Source organism: Pseudonocardia sp. HH130629-09 (assembly GCF_001294645.1).
Taxonomy (GTDB): Bacteria; Actinomycetota; Actinomycetes; order Mycobacteriales; family Pseudonocardiaceae; genus Pseudonocardia.
The window spans coordinates 4,744,930-4,764,662 of the sequence record NZ_CP011868.1 but is presented as its reverse complement, the minus strand read 5'-3'; the positions used below and the strand labels follow the sequence as shown (position 1 = coordinate 4,764,662).

Below are 19,733 nucleotides of genomic sequence, written 5' to 3'. Positions count from 1 at the left end.
CGTGCGTTCCGGATCGGCCGCGCGCCGTTCCCGCCGCGCTGCTCGTCGGTCGAGCGGATCCGGCCCGGCCCGGCGTGACCGGTCGAACCGGACCAACCGGGCGATCTGATCTTCAGGCACCATGGGGTGCGTGACGCAGTGGGTGTTCGACATCGTGGACCGGCTCGGCGCCGCGGGCATCGGGTTGTTGATCTTTCTGGAGAACGTGATCCCACCGATCCCGTCGGAGGTGATCCTCCCGCTGGGCGGCTTCCGCGCCTCGACCGGCGCGATGAGCCCCGTCGGCGTCTGGGCGGCGGCCACGATGGGCGCCGTCGCCGGTGCGCTCGTGCTCTACGCACTGGGGCACTGGCTCGGCTACGAACGGGTGCACCGGCTGTGCGGCCGCCGCTGGTTCGTCGTCTCCAGCCAGAAGGACCTGGAGAAGGGGCTGGCCCTGTTCGAGCGCTGGGGGAACTGGTTCGTCCTCGGCGGGCGCTGCATCCCGATCGTTCGCAGCCTCATCTCGATCCCGGCCGGGATCGCCCGGATGCCGTTGCTGCGGTTCACCGCGTTGTCCGCGATCGGCAGCGGTGTCTGGAACGCGCTGTTCGTCTACCTCGGCTTCGCGCTCGGTGAGCGCTGGGAGGTCATCGAGGTCTACATGTCGCCGATCAGCAAGGTCGTCGCCGTGCTCGGCGCGGCGGTGATCGTGTGGCTGGTCGTGCGGAAGCTCCGGCAGCGCCGCAATCGCGACGCCGCGGTGTCGACCGGGACCGGCTGAACGCGCCGAGCCGACGCCCGGCTGCGCCGCAATCGCGACGCCGCGGTGTCGACCGGGACCGGCTGAACGCGCCGAGCCGACGCCCGGCTGCGCCGAACGGGTGATCTCGACAGCCCTGCGTACCGCCCCCGCCACGGGCCGTACCGCCGTGCCACCGCCGGCCCGGACGGCCGCGCCGCTGTGCGAACCTGATCGTCACGCACGCGGGAGACGAGCGGTGGAGGTGGTCGGGTGCGCCTGGTCGGGATCCACCACACCCACCCGTCGGGGGCGGTCGCGCTGCGCGGCGCCGACCTCGACGTCGACCCTGCCGTGCCGACCGTCGTGCGGGGCGGCAACGGGGCGGGCAAGTCCACGCTGCTGCGGATCGCCGCCGGCGCGCTCGCCCCGACCGCGGGTGAGGTCGAGGACGTTCCCGAGGTCGTCGGCTACCTGCCCGACCGCTTTCCGGCCGCCCGCAAGCTGACCCCGCGACGCTGGCTCGACCACATCGCCCGAGTGCGCGGCGTGGACGTCGACGACGCCGCCGACCGCGCCGATGAGCTCCTGGCCGAGCTCGGCTACGACGGCGACGACGACGAGCCGATGGCCGACCTGTCCACCGGCAACGCCCGCAAGGTCGGCCTGGTGCAGGCGCTGGCCTGCGAGCCAGGGCTGCTCGTGCTCGACGAGCCTTGGAACGGCCTCGACGACGACGCCGCGGACGCCCTGACCAGGCTGCTCGCCGCGCGCGCCGCCCCGACCCTGCTGACCGACCACACCGGCACCGCGGCGGGCCTGCCCGGCGCCCGCCTGCACCGGCTGCGCGAGGGCCGGATCGCGACCGCCTCCGACCCGGACTCCGTGCCGCTGCCGACCGCGCCGCCGCCCGGGGCGATGATGCGCCTGGACATGGCCTGCGCGGGCGACCCCCGCCCGCTGCTGGAACGGGTGCTGCCGCCCGCCCGCGTCGAGGGCGCGGCGCCGGGCCGGTTCACCGTGCGGGTCCCCGCCCCCGAGAGCGACGCCTGGCTGGCGGCCGCGCTCGCCGCGGGCTGCGCGGTCCGCTCGGTGCGGCCGGTCCGTCCGGCTCCCCCGAGAGGTCGCCGGTGACGCGGCGGATGCGCTCGGCGTTCGCCGTCGCGATGCTGCTGGGCGAGGACGTCGGCCGCACCGAACGCTTCGTCGCCCCGTTGGTGCTCTACGCCGGCGCCCTCGCCGTGCTGTTCGGCGGGGCGCCCGGTCCGCTGCCCGCGCCGTGGGCGGCCAGCGCGCTGCTGCTCTACCCGGTCGGGGCCTGGCTGGCACACGCGTTGGCCGAGTCCGAGGACGACGACTCCCGCGCCGTCACCCTGTCCGCGGCGGGGGGCCCGTGGCCGGTCGCGGCCGGCGTGCTGATCGCCGCGACGGCCGGTGTGGCGCTGCTCGGGCTGCTCGCCGTGGTGTGGGGCGTGATCGCCGCCTGGGGCACGGCGACGACCGGGAGCCTGCTCGACGGCCTGCTCGCCCACCTGGCCTGCGGGATCACCGGCGCCGCGGTGGGATCGGTGTTCTCGCGGCCGGTGGTCCGCAACGAGGGCGTCGCGCTGATCGGTGCGCTGGTCGTGCTCGTGGTGACCGGGACGCAGTCCTGGCTGCCGCCGGTCGGGACGGCGGCAGCGGCCCTGGGCAGCGGGCGGCCGGGGGTGGGCCCGTTCGGCGACCTGGTCGTCGCGCTGCTGGTGGCGCCGGCCGCGATGGCGCTGGTGGTCCGGGTCGAGCAGGGCGGGCTGCGCGAGGTGGGCGAGCGCCTCGGACGGCTGACCGCGCGCCTGCGCCGCTGACGGCCCGGTACCGGCCGGGTCTCAGATCAGTCCGGCGACCCGGCCGAGTCGTTCGACGGTGCCGGCGAACAGGGCGTCGCGGTCCTCGACGGCGTTGTCGAACTGGCCGAACAGCTCGAACGAGACGTGCCCGAACAGGCCGGTCCAGGCGGTGAGCGCGGCGAGCACGGTGCCGTCGGGCAGGTCCGGGGCGTCCAGCGCGGCCCGGATGCCGGCGGCGTCGTCGGCGAGCGCGGGGTCCGGGTCCGGTGCCGCGGGGAGGGTGCCCGCGGTGTGCGCGGCGGTCAGGGCCCGGGCGAACGGCTGCAGGACCCGGGCCGCGACCGGGACGGTGTCGGTCTGCGCGCGGTACCCGGGCACGGGGGAGCCGTAGATCAACGCGTACTCGTGGGGGTGGGCGAGCGCCCAGTCCCGCACGGCGTGCGCGACGGCGCGCCAGTGCACGGCCGGGCCGGTGCCGGGGTCCGCCGCGCCGACGGCGTCGGTGAGCGCGTCGTAGGCCTGCACGATCAGTGCGGTGAGCAGGTCGTCGCGGGTCGGGAAGTAGCGGTGCAGGGCCGAGGACACCATCCCGATCTCACGGGACACGGCGCGCATGGACAGCGCGGCCGCGCCGGTCGCGGCCAGCTGGCGGCGGGCGGCCGCGGTGATCTCGGCGACGAGCTCGGCCCGGGCCCGTTCGCGGGCGGTGCGGGAGGCGTTCACGCGACCACGGTAGAGCACCGGACCGTTCATCGAGCGCTGACCTGTTCTGAGAGCGATGCTCTGATCGTGGTCGGACCGCCGTCCGGTACCGGTCCGAGGTGGGCCGTCCCGGCGACCTGCGGTCCGGACGCCGCGTCGAGGGCTCCGACCAGGCCCCCGCCCACGGCGGAGTCGCGACCGCGCCGGCCACGCGGGCGGCCTGGACCGCGGGCAGGTGCCGGAGTGCGCGCCCGACGTCTCGGGGCACTACCGGGTTCAGCCCCGGTAGTGCGGCGCCGTCGCCGCGAGGGTCGCCTCCCAGTCCGGCATCGGCGTCCCGGCCAGGACGGCGGCGAGCCGGTCGAGGTACCAGTGCCAGCCCGGTCCGGCGTCGGTCGGGGAGAACCCCTCGGGCAGCACCTGCTCGAACACGAGCACGGTGCCGTCTCCGTCGGGGGTGAGGGCCACCGACAGCTCCCACGGCTCGCCGTCGCCCTCCCGGATGTCGACGACCAGACGGTGCGGGGGCTCGCAGTCGCGGACGAGCACGGTGGACGGAGGGCCGCCGCCGTCCACGTCGCTGGTCAGGACGAGCTCGACGGTTCCGCCGGGCCGCCCGTCGCCGCTCCACCGGCCGAACCACCGCGCGCAGCGGTCCGGGTCGGTCACCGCCGACCATACGTCGGCGACGGGCTCGGTGTGGGTGCGGCGGAACCGCAGCACGGCACGCCCGTCTGCGCCGCGGACCACCTCCCCGGCACGGCTTCCGGTGTCGTTCACGGTGTCTCCCTCGATCCACGGGCCAGTTCGGTGTCGAGCGCGTCGAGCCGCTGCGCCCAGAAGCCGCGCAGCCCGGCCAGCCACCGCTCGGCCGCGGCCGGCCCGGACGGGTCGACGCTGTAGAGCCGCCGGGTCCCCGCCGCGCGGACGGTGGCGAACCCGTTGTCCCGCAGCACCCGCAGGTGCCGGGAGACCGCCGGCTGCGAGATCCCGAACTCGGCGCGGACGACATCGGTCACCCGTCCGGCCGTGCGCTCGCCACCGGCGAGGAGCTCCAGGATGCGCCGCCGGACGGGGTCGCCCAGGACATCGAACGCCTCCATAATGTCGAGCTTATATAAAACGAGGTGGAAATGGAAGACGGCTGGACGGGGTGGGGCGCGGACGCTATGGTTCCTTACATGAGTAATGAACCACTGCACTGCGGCGCCCAGAGGCCGCCGTGATCGACGACGGCCGCCCGCTGTTCGCGCAGATCGCGGAGGACATCGCGTCCGCCGTGGTGGACGGGACCTACCCGGAGGAGACCCAGGTGCCGTCCAGCAACGAGCTCGCCGCCTTCCACCGGATCAACCCGGCCACCGCGGCGAAGGGTCTCAACCAGCTGGTCGCGCAGGGCGTGCTCTACAAGAGACGGGGGATCGGCATGTTCGTCGCCGTGGGGGCACGGTCCCGGCTGCTGGAGAGCCGCCGCGAGGACTTCGCCCGGCAGTACATCGCTCCGCTGGTCACCGAGGCCCGCAAGCTCGGCATCGACCCCGAGCAGCTCAAGAAGATGATCGACGTCTGGGGGGACGACCGATGAGCACCGACGTGATCGCCATGCACGGCGTCACGAAGCGCTACGGCGACGTGACCGCGCTCGACGACGTGACGTTCGCGCTGGAGGAGAACCGCATCCACGGGCTGCTCGGCCGCAACGGCGCCGGCAAGACCACCGCGATGCAGATCCTCACCGCACAGAACTTCGCGACCTCCGGGCGCGCCGAGATCTTCGGCGAGCAGCCCTACGAGAACGCCCGGGTGCTCGCCCGCACCTGCTTCATCCGCGAGTCGCTGAAGTACCCGGACGAGTACCGGGTCCACCACGCGCTCCGGGCCGCCGCGAGCGTGTACCCGCAGTGGGACCACGCCTTCGCCGACCGGCTCGTCGGCGAGTTCGGGCTGCCGCTCACCCGGATCTGCAAGAAGCTCTCCCGCGGCCAGCGGTCCGCGGTCGGGGTGATCATCGGACTGGCCTCGCGGGCCCCGCTGACCTTCTTCGACGAGCCCTACCTGGGTCTCGACGCCGTCGCCCGGCAGATGTTCTACGACCACCTGCTCGCCGACTTCGCCGAGCACCCGCGCACCGTCGTGCTCTCGACCCACCTGATCGACGAGGTCTCCGACCTGATCGAGCACGTCGTCCTGATCGACCGGGGCCGTGTGCTCATCGACGAGGAGGCCGAGAGGCTGCGCGGCCGGGCGGTCACCGTCTCCGGCCCGGCCGAGTCGGTGGAGCGGTTCGCCCGCGGCCACACCGAGCTCCACCGCGAGCAGCTCGGCGGGTTCCTGCGACTCACCCTCGCCGGGGTCGACGCCGACCCCGGTGGCACGGCCGGATCGGGGCTGCGGTTCGAGCCGGTCTCGCTGCAGCAGCTCGTCGTCCGTACGACCCAGCACAGCGCGGCGCCGGACGCCGGCGTCGCCGAGGAGGTCCTGTCATGACCGCCGTCACCGCCGACCACAGCCCGGTCGAGAGCACGCCCGCCCGGGTGCGCGCCGCGATCCGGATGGGCACGGTCAACTGGGGCCGCCGGTTCGGGATGGCCTGGCTGATACTCGGGGTCGTCTTCGTGCTGCACCAGACCGTCTGGTGGGTGGTGCGCAGCAATGGCGGCGACGAGCCGACCGGCTACACCGGCGCGCTGACCTCGTTCTTCTTCATCCTGGCCAGCACCTACCTCGCGCTGATGACCCAGGTGATGCCGTTCGCGCTGAGCCTGGGCATCACGCGACGGCACTTCTACCTCGGCACCGTCCTGCTGGTGGCCGCCGAGACCCTGGTCAGCGCAATCGGGCTCAGCGTGCTGCTGGCCGTCGAGCAGGCCACCGACGGCTGGGGTCTGCGGGTCGAGTTCTTCGAGATGGGCTTCATGGGTCAGCCGAACCCGGTCGCCCAGGTGCTGGCGTACTGGGTGCCGCTGCTGACGGTCTCGCTGGTGTTCGTGCTCTTCGGCGCGGTGTTCCGGCGCTGGGGACAGCTCGGGATCTGGGTCGCGGTCCTGGTGCCCGTGCTGGTCGCCGCGGCCGGGGTGATGGTCCTGACCTGGCAGGACGCCTGGGGGGCGTTCGGCCGGTTCTTCGTCGAGACGCCGACGTCGGTGCTGCTCGCCGGCTATCCGCTGATCCTCGCCGCGGTCGCGGCGGGGGCCGGGTACCTGGTCGTGCGCCGCGCGACCCCCTGACGGAGGACCCTCCAGGGGCCCGGCGCCGTCATGGGGGGTGACGCCGGGCCCCGCCGTACAGGACGAGATCGGCCCGCTCCGGCGCACCGCCGGAGCGGGCCAGCGCCTGTTCGGCGCGCCGCCAGCCGTCGCGGAACGGGGCGTAGCCCGGCCAGTCCGGCCGCTCCCACAGCCGCCGCTCCCGCTCCTCCGCCGACGCCTCCACCCAGATCGCCAGCGAGGTCACCGGCGCCAGTGCGGCCGCGCCGCTCCCGCACCCCTCCAGCACGACGACGGCGGCCGGCGCCAGCGTGCGCTCCGGCCCCGGCCGGTCGTGCGCCCAGTCCCAGGACGTCCACCGCAGCGTCGTCCCGGCGACCAGCGGGTCGCCGATCCCGCGGCGGGCGAGCGCCGGCACCCGCGACAGCCCGTCCCAGCCCGGGCACAGGTCCTCGATCTCGATCAGCGGAGCACCGAGCCGGTCGGCCAGCTCCCGGGCCCGGGTCGACTTCCCGGCCCCGGAGAATCCGTCCACGGTGACCAGGCGGTTCCCGGCCGGTCCGGCCGGGGCGGCGTGCACGAGCCGCGCGACGGTCGCGGTCCAGCCCGGGGCCACCGCCGTACGCGCGGGCGGTGTCACGGTCGGACGACCAGCGTGAGCTGCGACACGTCCGGAGACGACGCGTCACCGGCGTGCTCGGGGTCGACGTGGTCCACCGACGCCATCCGCACCAGGACCTCGCGGGGACCGGCGATCGGCGTCACGGGCACGACGGTGGCACGCGCGGTCGGGACCTGGCAACGCGGTGCGCCGGCCGCGCGGGACGGACCGGTGCGCGCGCGGTCGATCACGCCGGCGGGCGTCGCCCGCCCCCGAGGGGGCCGGTGGTGTACTACACCGCGACGACGAGGAGCACCGGCCGCCCGCGGGTGGTCCGCTACGACAAGGACGACCATGGGCCCGGCCATCGAACGACCGGCGGTGACCGGCCTCCACCACGTCTCGGCGGCCGTCACCGATGTCGAGTCCAGTGCGCTCTGGTACCAGCGCGTGCTCGGGCTGCAACGGCTGCCGATGACCTTCCCGCACCACGACGCCGCAGACGGGGCATCGGAGAAGGCGGCGCTGCTCCTGGACGCCGCGACCGGGATGATGATCGAGCTGCACGCCCCGGCCGTCGGTGACGGCGGGCGGGCCCGCGTCGCGCTCGGCCACCTTGCGTTCGGCGTCGCCGACCGGGCGACCCTCGATGCGTGGGAGGCCTGGCTGGACGCCCTCACGGTGCCGCACGGCGGGGTCGTCGACCGGACCGACCCGACCGGCTACGCGACGCTGGAGTTCCGCGACCCGGACGGCATCGCGCTGGAGTTCATCCACTTCCCCGGCCGCGGATAGCGAACTCGGAGGTCAGGGGGCCACGCAGACCAGGCCCCAGGGCCGGTCGTCGACGCGGGTCATCACGACGGTCGCGTGCCGCGACCCGCGGCCCCGCAGCTTCCGGGCGATCGCCTCGACGTCACCGGCGAGGCCCCGGCGGCGCACGTCGACCGCGCCGACGTCGAGGTCGCGCAGCAGCCGGGGCAACCGCTTCTGGTCCCACGGGCGCGAGTCGAGCACCCGCAGCGGTCGTGCGAACGGGGTGGCCGGTGGCTCGTCGTCGCCGGTCAGGAACGCGATCCGGGGGTCGATCCGGGACGTCCCGGTGAGCCGGGCCAGTGCCGACACGAGCCCGGCCCGGGTGACGGCCGGGTTGGGGTCGAGCAGCCAGCCCCCCGGCTCGCCGACGGCGATCCCGGTGTCCCCGTCCGGCGGGTCGGGCTCGCCGTGCAGGTCGTGCAGGCCGTCGTCGTCGACGACGGTGGCGCGAGTGCGGGTCCCGGCGAGCGCGGGGGACCAGGCGCATGCCTCCTTCAGCTCACGCCCGAGGGCCAGGAACTCGATCTCCCAGCCGGGCGGGACGGTGTCGTGGTCGATGCCCGGGGCCGCCTTGATCCCGACGGCGCCGACCCGGCGGGCGAGCCCGAGGCACCAGTCCAGCGGCGGCTCGGACTCCCCGGTCCGCATCCGGGCGCCGCCGGCCCGCCGGGCCGGGTCGACGAACACGCCGTCGGCGCCGGACAGGTCGGCCTCGCGGACGTCGCCCCGCACCGTCCGGGCCCGGCCGCCGTGCACGGCGGCGTTGCGGGCGGCCATCCACAGGTGCACCGGGTCGAGGTCGACGCCGGTGACGTCGTGGCCCGCGGTGACCAGTGCGACCAGGTCGCCGCCGATCCCGCAGCACAGGTCGACGACCGCGCGCCCGGCGAAGCGGGCGGCGCGGTGCCGGGCGACCGCCTCCGACGATGCCTGCTCCAGCCCGGCGCGGGTGAACCACATCTGCGACGCCCGGGCGAACTTGCGGGCCGCCCGGTCGCGCAGCCCGGCCTGGGCCATCGCGTCGGCGACGAGACCGGCGTCGTGCTCGCGGCGCAGCGCGCTCCCCAGGCGGAGCGCGGCGTCGCCGCCCCGGTCGGCGGCGGCGAGCCGCTCCAGCAGAGCGGTGCCCTCCGGCCCGGCGAGCCGCTCCAGCCGGGCGATCGGATCGTCGTCCACGACGACAGTGTCCACGGCGGTGTCTACGGCGCGGCCCGGGGCGCCGGCGGGCCCGGTTCGGGTGACCGTCCTGAGGGTGATGTCACCGCACCGACGGGTGGCTGATGTGGCTGATGTGTACACCGTGCTCCTAGCGTTCCCGATATCGGACAAGCCGGACACGGACGGGACGGGATCGAGGACATGAGGCACGGACTGGCACGACGCACGGTGATGAACGCAGCGGCGGTGGTGACGGTCAGTGCTGTCATGTTCACCGGAGGGGTCGTGACCCTCACCGGTGGTGCGACGGCCTCCGCTGCTGCGGCACCCACGGTGTCCGGCGTCGCCGCGCCGGCGCCGGAGGCGAGGGCACCGAACGTGCCCACCGGCCCGACGGCCACCCCACCGGGGGCTCCGGCGTTCCCGGTCGACTCCGCTCCGCGGTCGTTGTCGGCCGCCGGCGGGACGGGTGCCGACGGGAGCGTGGCGACGACCGCCGGCACGTCGGGGAGCGCCGGGCGGGGGAGCGACGGCTCGTTCGACGCCGCCCCCGTCGCGGCCCGGCCTGCCGGTCCCGGCGCCGCGTCGCCGGGTGCGTCCGCGCAGGTCGGGGCGGTGACACCCGGGCCGGTCGACGAGGGCCCGGACACCGGGGAGACTGGTCCCGTGGAACAGCCCGCCGCCGATCCCGCCGCCCGGCGGGCCGGCACGGAGCCCGCGGGGTCCGGACCCCGGCCCGCGGCGCCCGGGGAGGCGCCCCCGCGCCCCACCGCCGGCCCCGCCGAGGATCCGGGCGGGACCGGTCCCGCCGACGTGCTGCCCCAGGGGCCGCGCGCCGCTCCGGCCGACGGCCCGGTGCCGGGACCGGCCGACGGGTCCGCGGGCCCGGCGGAGGAGCCCGCGGGCCCGGCGGAGGAGCCCGCGGGCCCGGCGGAGGAGCCCGCCGACCCCTCGGCCGCTGCCCCGACCGACCCCACGGCGGTCGAACCCGCCGATCCCTCGGCCCGGCCGGCAGACCAGAGCCGGCCCCGCCCCGGCGCCACCACCGCGGCCGAGCGCTTCGGCTGGGGCACGCCCCTCCCGGCCTCGGACGAGTTCGACTACACCGGCCCGCCCGACCCGGCGAAGTGGAACCAGGCGGGCGAGTGCTGGCCCGGTCACGCCGGCAACGGCGGCCGCTGCGCCAGCCGGTCCACCGTGCAGGACGGCAAGCTCGTCCAGACCGGGCTCCGCAACGGCGACTCGGCCTGGATCTCGTCGAAGTTCAACCAGCAGTACGGCCGCTGGGAGGCCCGCGTCCGCTCTGAGGGCACCGGGCCGGACAACGGCAGGCAGTACCACCCGCTGCTGATCATCTGGCCGCAGTCGGACCGCTGGCCCCAGGACGGCGAGTACGACTTCCTCGAGAACGGCGCCCCGGGCGAGCCGTGCGCCGAGGCGTTCATCCACTACCCGCACGGGCGCGGCGCGGTGCAGCAGGAGTACGCCGAGGAGCGGGACTGCGGCGCCCCGCTGAGCGAGTGGCACAACGTCGCGATCGAGTGGACGCCCGACCACGTGAAGGGCTTCATCGACGGCAAGGAGTGGTTCTCCTTCTCCGACGGGGCCCGGTCCGGCCGCAGGAACATCCAGGCCATGCCGAGCGGGCACCTGACGATCCAGCTCGACAACTTCTTCGGTGGCAACATGCAGCCGGCGACCTACGAGGTGGACTGGGTCCGGATCTACTCCCTCGACCCGAAGTGACCGGCTAACGCCAGGACGCCGTTGCGCGATGGGAAGGATGTGTCGCTACTCACGCGCAGGACCGCGGGATGGCTGCTCGCGGGCGTCGTCGTCGTGGAGGCCGTGATCCCCGCGGTCGGTCTGATCACCACGGACCCGCCGCGCAGCTACTCGTGGAGCATGTTCGTCGCCTCCTCGACCGACTACGCCTACTCCGGACGGACCGCCGACGGCGCCGTCCGGAGTCTCGACACGGCGGTGCTGCCGTGGCCCCAGCGGACCGTCCACTACGGGTCCACGGTCCCGGACCTGCTGTGCGCGGCGAACCCCGACCTCACCGCGGTGTCCCGGACCTGGGACGGCCGTCCGGAGCGGGAGCAGCCGTGCTGAGGATCCCCGACACGCTCCCCGCACGGCCGCTGGCCGGGTACCGCGTCCTGGTCGGGCTCGTCGCCGGGGCGAAGGCGCTGGAGCTCGGCGCGAGCCCGCTGCTCGGGACCCGGGCCGGGCCGCTGTTCGGGGCCGGCCCGGTGGTGCCCGCACCGGTCTGGCTCGCACTCGGCGCGGTGATGGGGCTGGCGGCGCTGGCCCTCGTCGTCGGGTGGAACGCGCGGGTGGCGGCCCTGGTGGTCGCGTCGTGCACCGCGGGCTTCGTCTGGGGCGCGGGCTACTACTCCAACCACACCTACCTGCTGTTCACCGTGGCGGTGCTGCTGTCGTTCACCGACTCCGACGCCGCCTGGTCTGTCCGCTCGTGGCGTGACCAGGGGACCGGCCGGGTGTGGGCGGCGCCGGTCCTGGTGCTGCGGGCGCAGATCACGATCGTCTACGTCTACGCCGCGCTCTCGAAGATCCGCCCGGACTTCCTGTCCGGCAACGGGCTGGCGTCCTGGGCATGGGACTCGGTGCTGGTCCCGGCGGCGATCCTGACCCCGCTGTTCCTGGTGCCGATGGCCTTCGGTGCGGTGCTCACCGAGCTGTTCGTGGCGTTCGGCCTGTGGTCGTCGCGGCTGCGGCCGGTCGCCGTCGTCGCCGGGCTCGGGCTGCACCTCGGCATGATCGTGATGCTGTCCGACGGGGTGCACGCCGCGGTCGAGCTCGGGCTGTTCGCCACCCTCACCTGCGGCGGCTACCTGCTGTTCGTCGACCGTGTCCCGGTCGTCGACGGGCTCACCGGCCCGGTCGTGGTGCCCCGGCAGCGCCGGTCGGAACCGGCGCTGCCGAGCACGGTCACCCGGCGCTGACGCCCATCGCCTCGGCCAGCCGCAGGTGCGGCGCGGCCTCGTCGTGACGCGAACGGCGCTGCAGGGTGCGCCCCAGGAGCAGGTGGGCGTAGCCGTCGGCGGGCTCGCGCTCCACCAGCTCGCGGAGCTCGGTCTCGGCCCGGCCGAGCTGCGCGGAGTGGTAGTACGCGCGGGCCAGCAGCAGTCGGACCGCGGTGGCCTCGGGCTGCTCGGCGACGAGCTCGGCGAGCACCGTCGCAGCCCCCGCGGGGTCGCCGGAGTCGAACAGGTACCCGGCGTGCTCCCACCGGTCGGCGGGCCCTGCTTCCGTCCCGGTCATCCAGGACAGCGCGTCGATCCTCATCGGTGCGGCCTCCTTCCGGCCCATTCGGTTGATGCGTCAACCACAACCGCGGGGCCGGTCGTTCTGTTCCCGGCTCAGGCCAGGGCGGCGCGGACCAGCTCGGGCATCCCGGTCGCCGGACGGCCGAGCAGCGCCACGAGGTCGTCCGACGGCTCGGAGAACAGTCCCGACGAGATGAGCCCGCTCACGAACGCCAGGTCGCCTGCCTCGTCGAGCGGGATCCGGCGGTGGGTCACCGGCTGCCCGGACTCGGCGGCGATGGTCGCGGCCAGCTCGTCGTAGGTCCACAGCGGACCGCGCAGCTCGTAGGCTCGCCCGGCGTGCTCGCCCGGCCCGCCCGCCACCGGACGGCGGCCGGGCGCTGTGAGGTCGTGCCGACCACCCCGCCGCAGGTCAGCTGCCGTGACCGGTCACCTCGCGGGGCTCGTCGGCTGGATCGAGGACCGGATCCCCGAGGTGCTGGCGGCGCGCGAGCGCTCCTAGGCCCCGGCCCCGGGGCTCGTGGCGGGTCTGCGGCACCGGGCGGGGCTCCGTCCGGGGTGGTGCGTCCCACACTCCGTGGTCCCCACAGGTCGGTCTCAGCGTCGTCACAGCGACGGTGAGCAGGATAGGGCTCATGGCGACGACTCCCGACGTACCGACCTGGGTGGGTGAGCTCGACCGGCTCGCCCCGGCCCGCGACCTCGATGTCGATCCGCGGTTCGCCGCGGCACGGCTGCTGGTCACCGTCGGTGGCACCCCGCAGGGCCAGGTCACGGTGCCGCTGAGCGGCGGCCGGGCGACGGCCGCGGAGCTCGCGCTCGCCGTGGGCGGGCTGCCCGCGGCCGACACCGTCGCCGCCGCGCCGTCCGCGACCGACCCGGTCACCGTGGTCGTCGCGACGCGCAACCGCCCCGAGTCGCTGGCCCGCTGCCTGCGCGCGGTCCTAGCCTCCGACCACCCGGCGCTGTCGGTCGTCGTCGTCGACAACGACCCGGACGATGAGCGGACCGAGCTGGTCGTGCGTGCCGCGGGCTCCGACCGGGTCCGCTACGTCCGCGAGCCGCGCCGCGGCGCGTCCATCGGGCGCAACCGCGGACTCGCCGAGGCCCGCACCGAGATCGTCGCCTTCACCGACGACGACACCGAGGTCGACCCCGCCTGGGCCTCCCGCATCGCCGGCGCCTTCGCCGCCGACCCCGAACTCGCCTGCGTCTCCGGCCCCGTCCTGGCCGCCCGCCTCGCCAGCCCCGAGGAACGCGCCGCCGACGTCGCCCTGGCCTGGAACAAGGGCTTCACCCCCCGCCGGTTCACCCTCGCCGAACCCCCCGCGGACTCCCCGATCTTCCCCTTCGCCCCCGGCCTGTTCGGCATCGGCGCCAACCTCGCCGTCCGCGCAAGCGCCGCCCGCGCCGTCGGCGGCTTCGACGAGGCCATGGGCCCCGGCACCCCCACCCACGGCGGCGAGGACTGCGAGTTCCTCGTCCGCACGATCCTCGCCGGCCACGTCCTGGGCTACGCACCCGGCGCCTACCTGTGGCACCACCACCGCCCCGACCAGGCCGCCCTGCGCAAGCAGATGGAGGGCTACGCCGTCGGGCTGGGCAGTTTCCTGGCCAAGGTGGCGCTGTCCCCGCAGGGCCGGTCGGTCGCACTGCGCCGACTCCCGGCCGCGGTCGCCCGGCTGCGCCACATCTCCGACCGCGAGGCCGGCGCCGGCGACGCGATGCCCGACAGCGGGTTGGTCGAGCGCGGCAGCCGGCTCGCCCGTGGCGGTTGGGCCTACCTGCAGCGGTCCCGTGAGGTGCGCCGCAACGGTGGCGCGGTGCCGCCGATGCGGCTGCCCGAGCGGTCCGCGCTCGTCCCGGCGCACATCCGCCGTGCCGCCGAGGCCGCGCGGGTCCGCGCGGAGGCGGCGGCCCACGTCGGTCCGACGGCCGTCCCCGCCCCGCGTCCCGACCAGCAGGCCGAGGCGGACGACGACCGCGGGGCCGCGGAGCTCGCCCGGAACTCCGCGGCCTGAGGCCTACAGCCCGTAGGACTTGCCGATGATGTCGCGCTGGATCTCGCTGGTTCCGCCGTACACCGTCGAGACCACGCTCTGGCGCAGCAGCCGCTCCATGCCGTACTCGGTGGCGTAGCCGTAGCCGCCGAGCATCTGCATCCCCTCCAGGGACAGGTGCTTGGCGAGTTCGGTGGCCTTGAGCTTGGCCATCGAGGCCTCGCGCGGGAACAGCGCTCCGGCCGGGGCCTCGTCGATCACCCGCGCGGTGTCGTGCACCAGGAGCCGGGTCGCCTCCAGCTCGGTGGCGTTGTCGGCGATGCGGTGGCGCAGCGCCTGGAAGGTGCCGACCGGACGGCCGAACTGCTTGCGCTCCTTGACGTAGGCGACGGTGTCGTCGAAGGCGCGGCGGGCAAGCCCGAGCATCAGCCCGGCGAGCATCATCCGCTCCAGGTTCAGGCCGGCCATGAGCTGGCGCCAGCCCTGCCCCTCGGTGCCGACGACGGCGTCGGCGGGCAGCTCACAGGCGTCGAAGTAGAGGTCGTTGACCTCCTTGCCGCCCATCGTCTCGATGCCGCGCACGGTCAGCCCCGCGGCGTCTGCGGGAACGACGAACATGGTGAGGCCGTCGTGCTTGCCGCCCTCGGTGGAGGTGCGGGCGACCAGCAGGATGTGCGACGCGATGTGCGCGTTGGAGCACCAGGTCTTCTGCCCGTCGATCCGCCAGCCGCTCTCGGTCTTGGTCGCCTTGCACTTCAGGCCGCCGACGTCGGAGCCGGCCTCGGGCTCGGACATCGAGATCGCCAGGACGTTGCCCCGGCACATCCCGCCGAGCAGCTCCTGCTTCTGGTCCGCGGTGCCGAACTTCTCGATCGCGGCCGCGGTGATGGCGGTCGTGCCGAAGCCGGCGATGGGAGCCTGGCCGTAGGCGGTCTCCTCCAGGAACACGAGCAGCTCGCGCATGCCCTGGCCCGCGCCGCCGTAGGCCTCCGGGGCCGCGATGCCGACCCAGCCCAGCTCGGCCATCTTCCGGTACAGCTCGTCGGAGTGGGCGTGCCGGCCGCCGTCGGTCAGCTCGTCGCGGCGCTCCTTGGAGCCGACCTCGCGGCGGCAGAACTCACCGATCGCGGTGGCCAGGGCGGCCTGCTCCTCGGTCAGGGTGACGGGCATCAGATGACTCCTTCGTCGTGGTGGGTCCACATTCCGGTGCGGTCCAGGTGTGCGAGCAACAGGTCGCGGCCGTCGAGGACGTGGCGGCGCATCGCAGCCTGCGCCGCGTCCGGGTCGGCGGCGCCCAGTGCGTCCAGCAGGACGACGTGCGCGTCGACCGCGCCGGTCCGCCAGGCGGGCGAACCGGTGTAGAAGTGCGCCGGCAGGTAGTGCGACGAGCGCCCCACCAGCCAGGCGAGCTTGCGCGACCCCGCCGACTGGTTGATCTCGGCGTGCAGCCGGTGTTCGGCCGACACCAGCGGGTCCAGCTCGGCCGGGTCGTGGGTCTCGGGGGTGCGTTCGCACAGCCGGGCGATCCGGTCGGCGAGCTCGCGCAGCGGTGCGAGGTCGGCGGGGGACAGTCGTCGCGCGGCACGCGCGGCCAGCGTCCCGGTCAGGTCGGCCTGCACTTCGAACAGATCCGCGACGTCGTCGCGGGTCAGCTCGGCGACGACGAACCCGCGCCGCGGCACCGCGTGGACCATGTCCTCGGCGCGCAGCGACTGGAGCGCCTCGCGGACCGGGGTGTGGCTGACGCCGAGGTCGGCGGCGATCCGGTCCATCCGCAGGAAGGTGCCCGGTCGGAGCTCGCCGGACAGGATGCGGTCCCGCAGGACGAGCGCGATCCGGTCGGGCAGCTGGGGGGTGCGACCCGGTGAGAGGTCGAGCACGGAGTCGGCCGTCGACACGACAACTATCATATACGATTCTGTCGAACCTGCGTCACCGACGACCGAGGGAGAACGACGTGCCAGGTCAGAGCTCTGCCGAGGACTTCCGGCTCACCGACATCCTGGCCGATCCGGCCCGTGCGGACCTCGTCGCGCTGTCGGTCGACGGCGTCGCCACGACCTACGGCGAGCTGGAGCAGCGGGCCGGGCGGACCGCGGCGGCGCTGCGCGACCTCGGTCTCGGCGCGGGGGACCGCGTCGTGTGGATCGGGAAGAACCGGCCGGAGTTCCTGGAGCTGCTCTTCGCCGCCCCGCGGATCGGCGCCGTGTCGGTCCCGCTCAACACCCGGCTCACCGAGGCCGACCTGCTGGCGCTGGTCGACGACGCCCGGGCCGGGCTGGTGGTGCTCGGCCCGGACTTCGCCGGGCTGCGCGTGGCGTTCGGGGAGCGGCCGGTCGTCGTCGTGGGGGAGGACCACGCGGCCTGGCGCGATGCCACGACCACCGTCCTGCCGCCGTCGCCGCCTGCCGGATCCGGCCCGGACGACACGGTGCTGCAGCTCTACACGTCCGGCACCACCGGCCTGCCCAAGGGTGTGCTGCTCGCGCACCGGCAGTTCAGCGCGCTTCTGCTCGCCGCCGGGCACTGGTCGATCGACCACACGTCGTCGGCGCTGGTCGCGATGCCGCTGTTCCACATCGGCGGGGTCGGCTACGCGCTGGTGTGCCTGGCCGCCGGCGCGCGCTGTGTGCTGGTCGCCGACATCGTCCCCGGCCCGCTGCTCGACACGATGACCGACGAGCGTGTCACGAACGCCTTCCTCGTCCCCGCCGTGCTGCAGATGCTGTCCGCGGTGCCCGGTGCCGCCGACCGGGACTGGTCGGCGCTGCGGTCGATCGCCTACGGCGCCTCGCCGATCACGGTCGGCGCGCTGCGTGCGGTCGTCGAGACCTTCCGGGCGCCGCTGTTCCAGGTCTACGGCGCGACCGAGACCACCGGTGCGATCACCCAGCTCGATCCGGCCGACCACGACCCGGACGGCCCGCGGGCACACCTCATGCGCTCGGCCGGCCGGCCCTACCCGTGGGTCGAGCTGACGATCGTCGACCCGGCGACCGGTCGCGTACTCGGACCGGGGGAGGTGGGGGAGGTGCGGATCCGCTCCGACCAGGTCACTGCCGGCTACTGGAACCGGCCCGAGGACACTGCGGTCGCGCTCGGCGACGACGCCACGCTGCGCACCGGCGACGGCGGCTACCTCGACGCCGAGGGCTATCTGTTCCTCACCGACCGGATCAAGGACATGATCGTCACCGGCGCGGAGAACGTGTACCCGATCGAGGTGGAGAACGTGCTGTCCGAGCATCCCGACGTCGCCGACGTCGCGGTGATCGGGGTGCCCGACGAGCGCTGGGGCGAGGCGGTGAAGGCCGTCGTCGTGCCGCGGCCGGGGGCGACGGTCGATCCGCAGGGGCTCATCGAGTGGGTGCGGCCACGGATCGCGGGCTTCAAACGGCCCCGCTCGGTCGACGTCGTGGAGGCGTTGCCGCGCAACCCCAGCGGCAAGATCCTCAAGCGCGAGCTGCGCGAGACCTACCGCAAGGCCTTCACCTGACCGAGATCATCGGTTAGCCTCGCCTCAGTACCGGTGAGGGAGGGCTTTCATGTCTCTGCGTCTGCCGACCGGCAGTATCACGGTGCTGCTCGGACCGTCGGTGCAGCGTCGCCGCACGATGAACCGGCTCGACGACGCGAGTGGTCGGTGCGCGGACGGGCACGATGCCGTGGTGCGCAGGCTCGGCGCGCGGTCGACCGAGTCGGCGGCCGACCGGCTGGCGTCGGTGGAGGCGGTCCGTCGGGGCCTCACCGCGATGGTCCTCGCCGACCGCCTGACCGACGGCCTCGACGCGCACGACCGCAGCACGGTGCTCTTCGCACTGCGGGCGGTCGTCGCGGACGGGGTCGCCGTCCTCGTCGACGACATCGACCCCGTCGCGGCCCTCGCCGTCGCCGACGGCGCGGTGCGCGTCGACGAGCGCGGCGAGGTCCGGATGGAGGAGCTGGCCTATTTGGCCTCGTAGGTGAGGCAGTCGGCGGCGTCGGCGCCCGCGCCGATGTCCACCGACGACGCGGTGCACTCGAGCTTCTCGTTGAACCGACAGTCCGATCGGTGACAGGCACCAACGAGACCGTTGCCGCTGCCACCGCGGAACGAGATCTCGACGAAGGTGCCGCAGTGGGCGTGCTCACCGGAGATCGTGATCGCCCCCGCACCGCAGCTGGAGTCGGAGTTGTAGGAGCAGCTGGTGGCGGCACACTGCTGAACCTGGGGCATGTCCTGAGCCGTGGTCATGGCGCTCAGGTTGTCGGGGCCGCGTGACGCGCGCCAGTCAACAGAGGCTCGCCTGACCGGCGGTGCGGGCCGCCTCACTTGCACTCCCGACCTAGGGTGTGTCTCCCAAATAGGCGGACCGGGGTGCGCGATGCTTGATCGGTGCCGCGCACCGCTGTCCTGACTGATGCCCAGTGGGCCCGTCTGGCGCCGCTGTTGCCCTCCTCCGAGGGTCGTCGCGGGCGCCCGTTCCGCGATGACCGCCGGGTGCTCGAGGGGATCATCTACCGGTATCGGTGCGGGCTTCCCTGGCGCGACGTCCCAGCCGAGTTCGGGCCGTGGCAGACGTTGTGGAAGCGGCACCGCCGCTACAGCGGCGACGGCACCTGGGACCACATCCTGGCTGCTCTTCTGGTCGAGGCCGACGCCGCCGAGGTGCTCGGGTGGGCGGTCAGCGTGGACTCCACGATCATCCGTGCCCACCAGCACGCCGCGACCCTCAAGCGCGACACAGGGGGCCGGATCGAACTACACGAATCTGCTCGCCGAACCAGCAGATCACGCGCTGGGACGGTCCCGCGGAGGGCTGTCGACGAAGATCCACCAGCTCGTTGACGGGCACGGCCGCCCGCTGGTGGTCCTCCTCGGCCCCGGCCAGGGCGGCGACTCGCCAATGTTTCCGCACCTGATGGCGCACCTGAGCATCGCCCGACCGGGCCCGGGACGACCCCGGACCCGGCCCGAACGCGTGCGCGCGGACAAGGCCTACTCCTCACGCGCGATCCGCCGGCACCTGCGCGAGCGCCGGATCATCGCTGTCATTCCGGAGCCCTCTGACCAGCAGGGACACCGCAAACGACGCGGCTCACGCGGCGGCCGACCGCCCGCATTCGATCCGGTCGACTACCGAAACCGCAACGTCGTCGAGCGCGGATTCTGCCACGTCAAGCAGTGGCGCGGGCTGGCCACCCGTTACGACAAGCTCGCCCTGACCTTCCGCGGCGGCGCCGTCCTGAAGGCAATCGTCACCTGGCTCCGCGCATTGGGAGACACACCCTAGGGGTCTGTTGCGGCACACCTCTCAATCGAGTGGTATGAATCATATTGCGCACCCGTCGGATGGGTGATCCGCAGTGGGCACGGAGGTGGCGGGCCGGTGACGGCAGCCGTCGGTCACCCGTCGCGTCCGCCGTCCGC

General features: G+C 74.3%; 26 protein-coding genes. 15 read left to right on the top strand and 11 right to left on the bottom strand.

The window, feature by feature from the left end; genetic code table 11:
• Positions 1–130: 130 nt before the first annotated feature.
• The 3 genes from XF36_RS22070 to XF36_RS22060 all read left to right on the top strand — a co-directional run bounded on the left by XF36_RS22070 (position 131) and on the right by XF36_RS22060 (position 2,565).
• The gene (locus XF36_RS22070; protein ID WP_238588983.1) at positions 131–763 is read left to right on the top strand and encodes a DedA family protein; all 633 of its coding nucleotides are present in this window, start codon (positions 131–133) and stop codon (positions 761–763) included.
• Positions 764–994: 231 nt separating this feature from the next.
• Positions 995–1,855, top strand: coding sequence for an ABC transporter ATP-binding protein (locus tag XF36_RS22065; protein ID WP_060713436.1), 861 nt, complete (start codon positions 995–997; stop codon positions 1,853–1,855).
• On the top strand, positions 1,852–2,565 hold the full coding sequence (locus XF36_RS22060) for a hypothetical protein (RefSeq protein ID WP_060713435.1): 714 nt from the start codon (positions 1,852–1,854) through the stop codon (positions 2,563–2,565). The genes XF36_RS22065 and XF36_RS22060 overlap by 4 nt, the downstream gene beginning before the upstream one ends.
• A 21-nt stretch (positions 2,566–2,586) precedes the next feature.
• On the opposite strand, the gene XF36_RS22055 is transcribed toward XF36_RS22060, so the two are convergent.
• The 3 genes from XF36_RS22055 to XF36_RS22045 form a co-directional block, all read right to left on the bottom strand.
• Positions 2,587–3,270: a TetR/AcrR family transcriptional regulator gene (locus XF36_RS22055; RefSeq protein WP_145981457.1), complete on the bottom strand. Its 684-nt coding sequence runs from the start codon at positions 3,268–3,270 to the stop codon at positions 2,587–2,589.
• Between the two features lie 255 nt (positions 3,271–3,525).
• On the bottom strand, positions 3,526–4,029 hold the full coding sequence (locus XF36_RS22050) for an SRPBCC family protein (RefSeq protein ID WP_060713433.1): 504 nt from the start codon (positions 4,027–4,029) through the stop codon (positions 3,526–3,528).
• The gene (locus tag XF36_RS22045; protein ID WP_060713432.1) at positions 4,026–4,352 is read right to left on the bottom strand and encodes an ArsR/SmtB family transcription factor; all 327 of its coding nucleotides are present in this window, start codon (positions 4,350–4,352) and stop codon (positions 4,026–4,028) included. Before XF36_RS22045 ends, XF36_RS22050 begins: the two co-directional genes overlap by 4 nt.
• A 122-nt stretch (positions 4,353–4,474) precedes the next feature.
• Here XF36_RS22045 and XF36_RS22040 point away from each other — a divergent pair, with 122 nt between their 5' ends.
• Genes XF36_RS22040 through XF36_RS22030 form a run of 3 tightly spaced genes read left to right on the top strand, consistent with a single transcriptional unit; the run spans position 4,475 to position 6,476 of the window.
• Positions 4,475–4,834 carry a GntR family transcriptional regulator gene (locus XF36_RS22040; protein ID WP_060714896.1) on the top strand — a complete coding sequence of 120 codons (360 nt, stop codon included), beginning with the start codon at positions 4,475–4,477 and terminating at the stop codon, positions 4,832–4,834.
• On the top strand, positions 4,831–5,736 hold the full coding sequence (locus tag XF36_RS22035; protein ID WP_060713431.1) for an ABC transporter ATP-binding protein: 906 nt from the start codon (positions 4,831–4,833) through the stop codon (positions 5,734–5,736). The genes XF36_RS22040 and XF36_RS22035 overlap by 4 nt, the downstream gene beginning before the upstream one ends.
• Positions 5,733–6,476: a hypothetical protein gene (locus XF36_RS22030; RefSeq protein ID WP_060713430.1), complete on the top strand. Its 744-nt coding sequence runs from the start codon at positions 5,733–5,735 to the stop codon at positions 6,474–6,476. The genes XF36_RS22035 and XF36_RS22030 overlap by 4 nt, the downstream gene beginning before the upstream one ends.
• Positions 6,477–6,504: 28 nt before the next feature.
• Here XF36_RS22030 and XF36_RS22025 read toward each other — a convergent pair whose 3' ends face one another.
• Together XF36_RS22025 and XF36_RS34915 are read right to left on the bottom strand one after the other, a co-directional pair.
• Positions 6,505–7,095, bottom strand: a complete 591-nt coding sequence (locus tag XF36_RS22025; RefSeq protein ID WP_064485482.1) for a hypothetical protein — start codon at positions 7,093–7,095, stop codon at positions 6,505–6,507.
• On the bottom strand, positions 7,092–7,220 hold the full coding sequence (locus tag XF36_RS34915) for a hypothetical protein (RefSeq protein WP_255357066.1): 129 nt from the start codon (positions 7,218–7,220) through the stop codon (positions 7,092–7,094). The genes XF36_RS22025 and XF36_RS34915 overlap by 4 nt, the downstream gene beginning before the upstream one ends.
• Before the next feature lie 190 nt (positions 7,221–7,410).
• Between XF36_RS34915 and XF36_RS22015 the strand changes: the two genes are divergently transcribed.
• Positions 7,411–7,851 carry a VOC family protein gene (locus XF36_RS22015; RefSeq protein ID WP_060713427.1) on the top strand — a complete coding sequence of 147 codons (441 nt, stop codon included), beginning with the start codon at positions 7,411–7,413 and terminating at the stop codon, positions 7,849–7,851.
• Between the two features lie 12 nt (positions 7,852–7,863).
• Here XF36_RS22015 and XF36_RS22010 read toward each other — a convergent pair whose 3' ends face one another.
• Positions 7,864–9,048 (bottom strand): class I SAM-dependent methyltransferase, encoded by a 1,185-nt coding sequence (locus tag XF36_RS22010; RefSeq protein WP_082375584.1) that lies wholly within the window; start codon positions 9,046–9,048, stop codon positions 7,864–7,866.
• 249 nt (positions 9,049–9,297) lie between these two features.
• Between XF36_RS22010 and XF36_RS22005 the strand changes: the two genes are divergently transcribed.
• From XF36_RS22005 to XF36_RS21995, 3 genes are read left to right on the top strand one after another with little or no spacing between them, the layout of a single operon-like run.
• Entirely contained in the window at positions 9,298–10,776 is a 1,479-nt protein-coding gene (locus XF36_RS22005; RefSeq protein ID WP_145981456.1) for a family 16 glycosylhydrolase, read from the top strand.
• A 39-nt stretch (positions 10,777–10,815) separates the two neighbouring features.
• A complete protein-coding gene (locus XF36_RS32640; protein ID WP_060713424.1) occupies positions 10,816–11,145 on the top strand; it encodes a hypothetical protein in 330 nt (109 codons plus the stop codon).
• Positions 11,139–11,999 carry an HTTM domain-containing protein gene (locus XF36_RS21995; RefSeq protein WP_060713423.1) on the top strand — a complete coding sequence of 287 codons (861 nt, stop codon included), beginning with the start codon at positions 11,139–11,141 and terminating at the stop codon, positions 11,997–11,999. Before XF36_RS32640 ends, XF36_RS21995 begins: the two co-directional genes overlap by 7 nt.
• Here the strand turns inward: XF36_RS21995 and XF36_RS21990 are convergent.
• Positions 11,986–12,342 (bottom strand): tetratricopeptide repeat protein, encoded by a 357-nt coding sequence (locus tag XF36_RS21990; protein ID WP_020624570.1) that lies wholly within the window; start codon positions 12,340–12,342, stop codon positions 11,986–11,988. The genes XF36_RS21995 and XF36_RS21990 overlap by 14 nt on opposite strands.
• A 74-nt stretch (positions 12,343–12,416) precedes the next feature.
• Entirely contained in the window at positions 12,417–12,686 is a 270-nt protein-coding gene (locus tag XF36_RS21985) for a hypothetical protein (protein ID WP_060713422.1), read from the bottom strand.
• A 272-nt stretch (positions 12,687–12,958) separates the two neighbouring features.
• On the opposite strand from XF36_RS21985, the gene XF36_RS21980 reads away from it, so the two are divergent.
• Positions 12,959–14,344: a glycosyltransferase gene (locus XF36_RS21980; protein WP_082375581.1), complete on the top strand. Its 1,386-nt coding sequence runs from the start codon at positions 12,959–12,961 to the stop codon at positions 14,342–14,344.
• Between the two features lie 3 nt (positions 14,345–14,347).
• Here the strand turns inward: XF36_RS21980 and XF36_RS21975 are convergent, their stop codons facing one another.
• Together XF36_RS21975 and XF36_RS21970 are read right to left on the bottom strand one after the other, a co-directional pair.
• On the bottom strand, positions 14,348–15,493 hold the full coding sequence (locus XF36_RS21975) for an acyl-CoA dehydrogenase family protein (protein ID WP_060713420.1): 1,146 nt from the start codon (positions 15,491–15,493) through the stop codon (positions 14,348–14,350).
• A complete protein-coding gene (locus tag XF36_RS21970; RefSeq protein ID WP_060713419.1) occupies positions 15,493–16,221 on the bottom strand; it encodes a GntR family transcriptional regulator in 729 nt (242 codons plus the stop codon). Before XF36_RS21970 ends, XF36_RS21975 begins: the two co-directional genes overlap by 1 nt.
• Positions 16,222–16,280: 59 nt before the next feature.
• Between XF36_RS21970 and XF36_RS21965 the strand changes: the two genes are divergently transcribed.
• Together XF36_RS21965 and XF36_RS21960 are read left to right on the top strand one after the other, a co-directional pair.
• Positions 16,281–17,819 (top strand): long-chain-fatty-acid--CoA ligase, encoded by a 1,539-nt coding sequence (locus XF36_RS21965; RefSeq protein WP_060713418.1) that lies wholly within the window; start codon positions 16,281–16,283, stop codon positions 17,817–17,819.
• A gap of 49 nt (positions 17,820–17,868) precedes the next feature.
• Positions 17,869–18,285 carry a hypothetical protein gene (locus tag XF36_RS21960; protein ID WP_060713417.1) on the top strand — a complete coding sequence of 139 codons (417 nt, stop codon included), beginning with the start codon at positions 17,869–17,871 and terminating at the stop codon, positions 18,283–18,285.
• On the opposite strand, the gene XF36_RS21955 is transcribed toward XF36_RS21960, so the two are convergent.
• Positions 18,270–18,557 carry a DUF1540 domain-containing protein gene (locus tag XF36_RS21955; protein ID WP_060713416.1) on the bottom strand — a complete coding sequence of 96 codons (288 nt, stop codon included), beginning with the start codon at positions 18,555–18,557 and terminating at the stop codon, positions 18,270–18,272. The genes XF36_RS21960 and XF36_RS21955 overlap by 16 nt on opposite strands.
• A gap of 141 nt (positions 18,558–18,698) precedes the next feature.
• Here XF36_RS21955 and XF36_RS35805 point away from each other — a divergent pair, with 141 nt between their 5' ends.
• Both XF36_RS35805 and XF36_RS35800 read left to right on the top strand, forming a co-directional pair.
• On the top strand, positions 18,699–19,151 hold the full coding sequence (locus XF36_RS35805; protein WP_060710991.1) for an IS5 family transposase: 453 nt from the start codon (positions 18,699–18,701) through the stop codon (positions 19,149–19,151).
• Positions 19,075–19,596 carry an IS5 family transposase gene (locus XF36_RS35800; RefSeq protein ID WP_414706231.1) on the top strand — a complete coding sequence of 174 codons (522 nt, stop codon included), beginning with the start codon at positions 19,075–19,077 and terminating at the stop codon, positions 19,594–19,596. Before XF36_RS35805 ends, XF36_RS35800 begins: the two co-directional genes overlap by 77 nt.
• Positions 19,597–19,733: the final 137 nt, after the last annotated feature.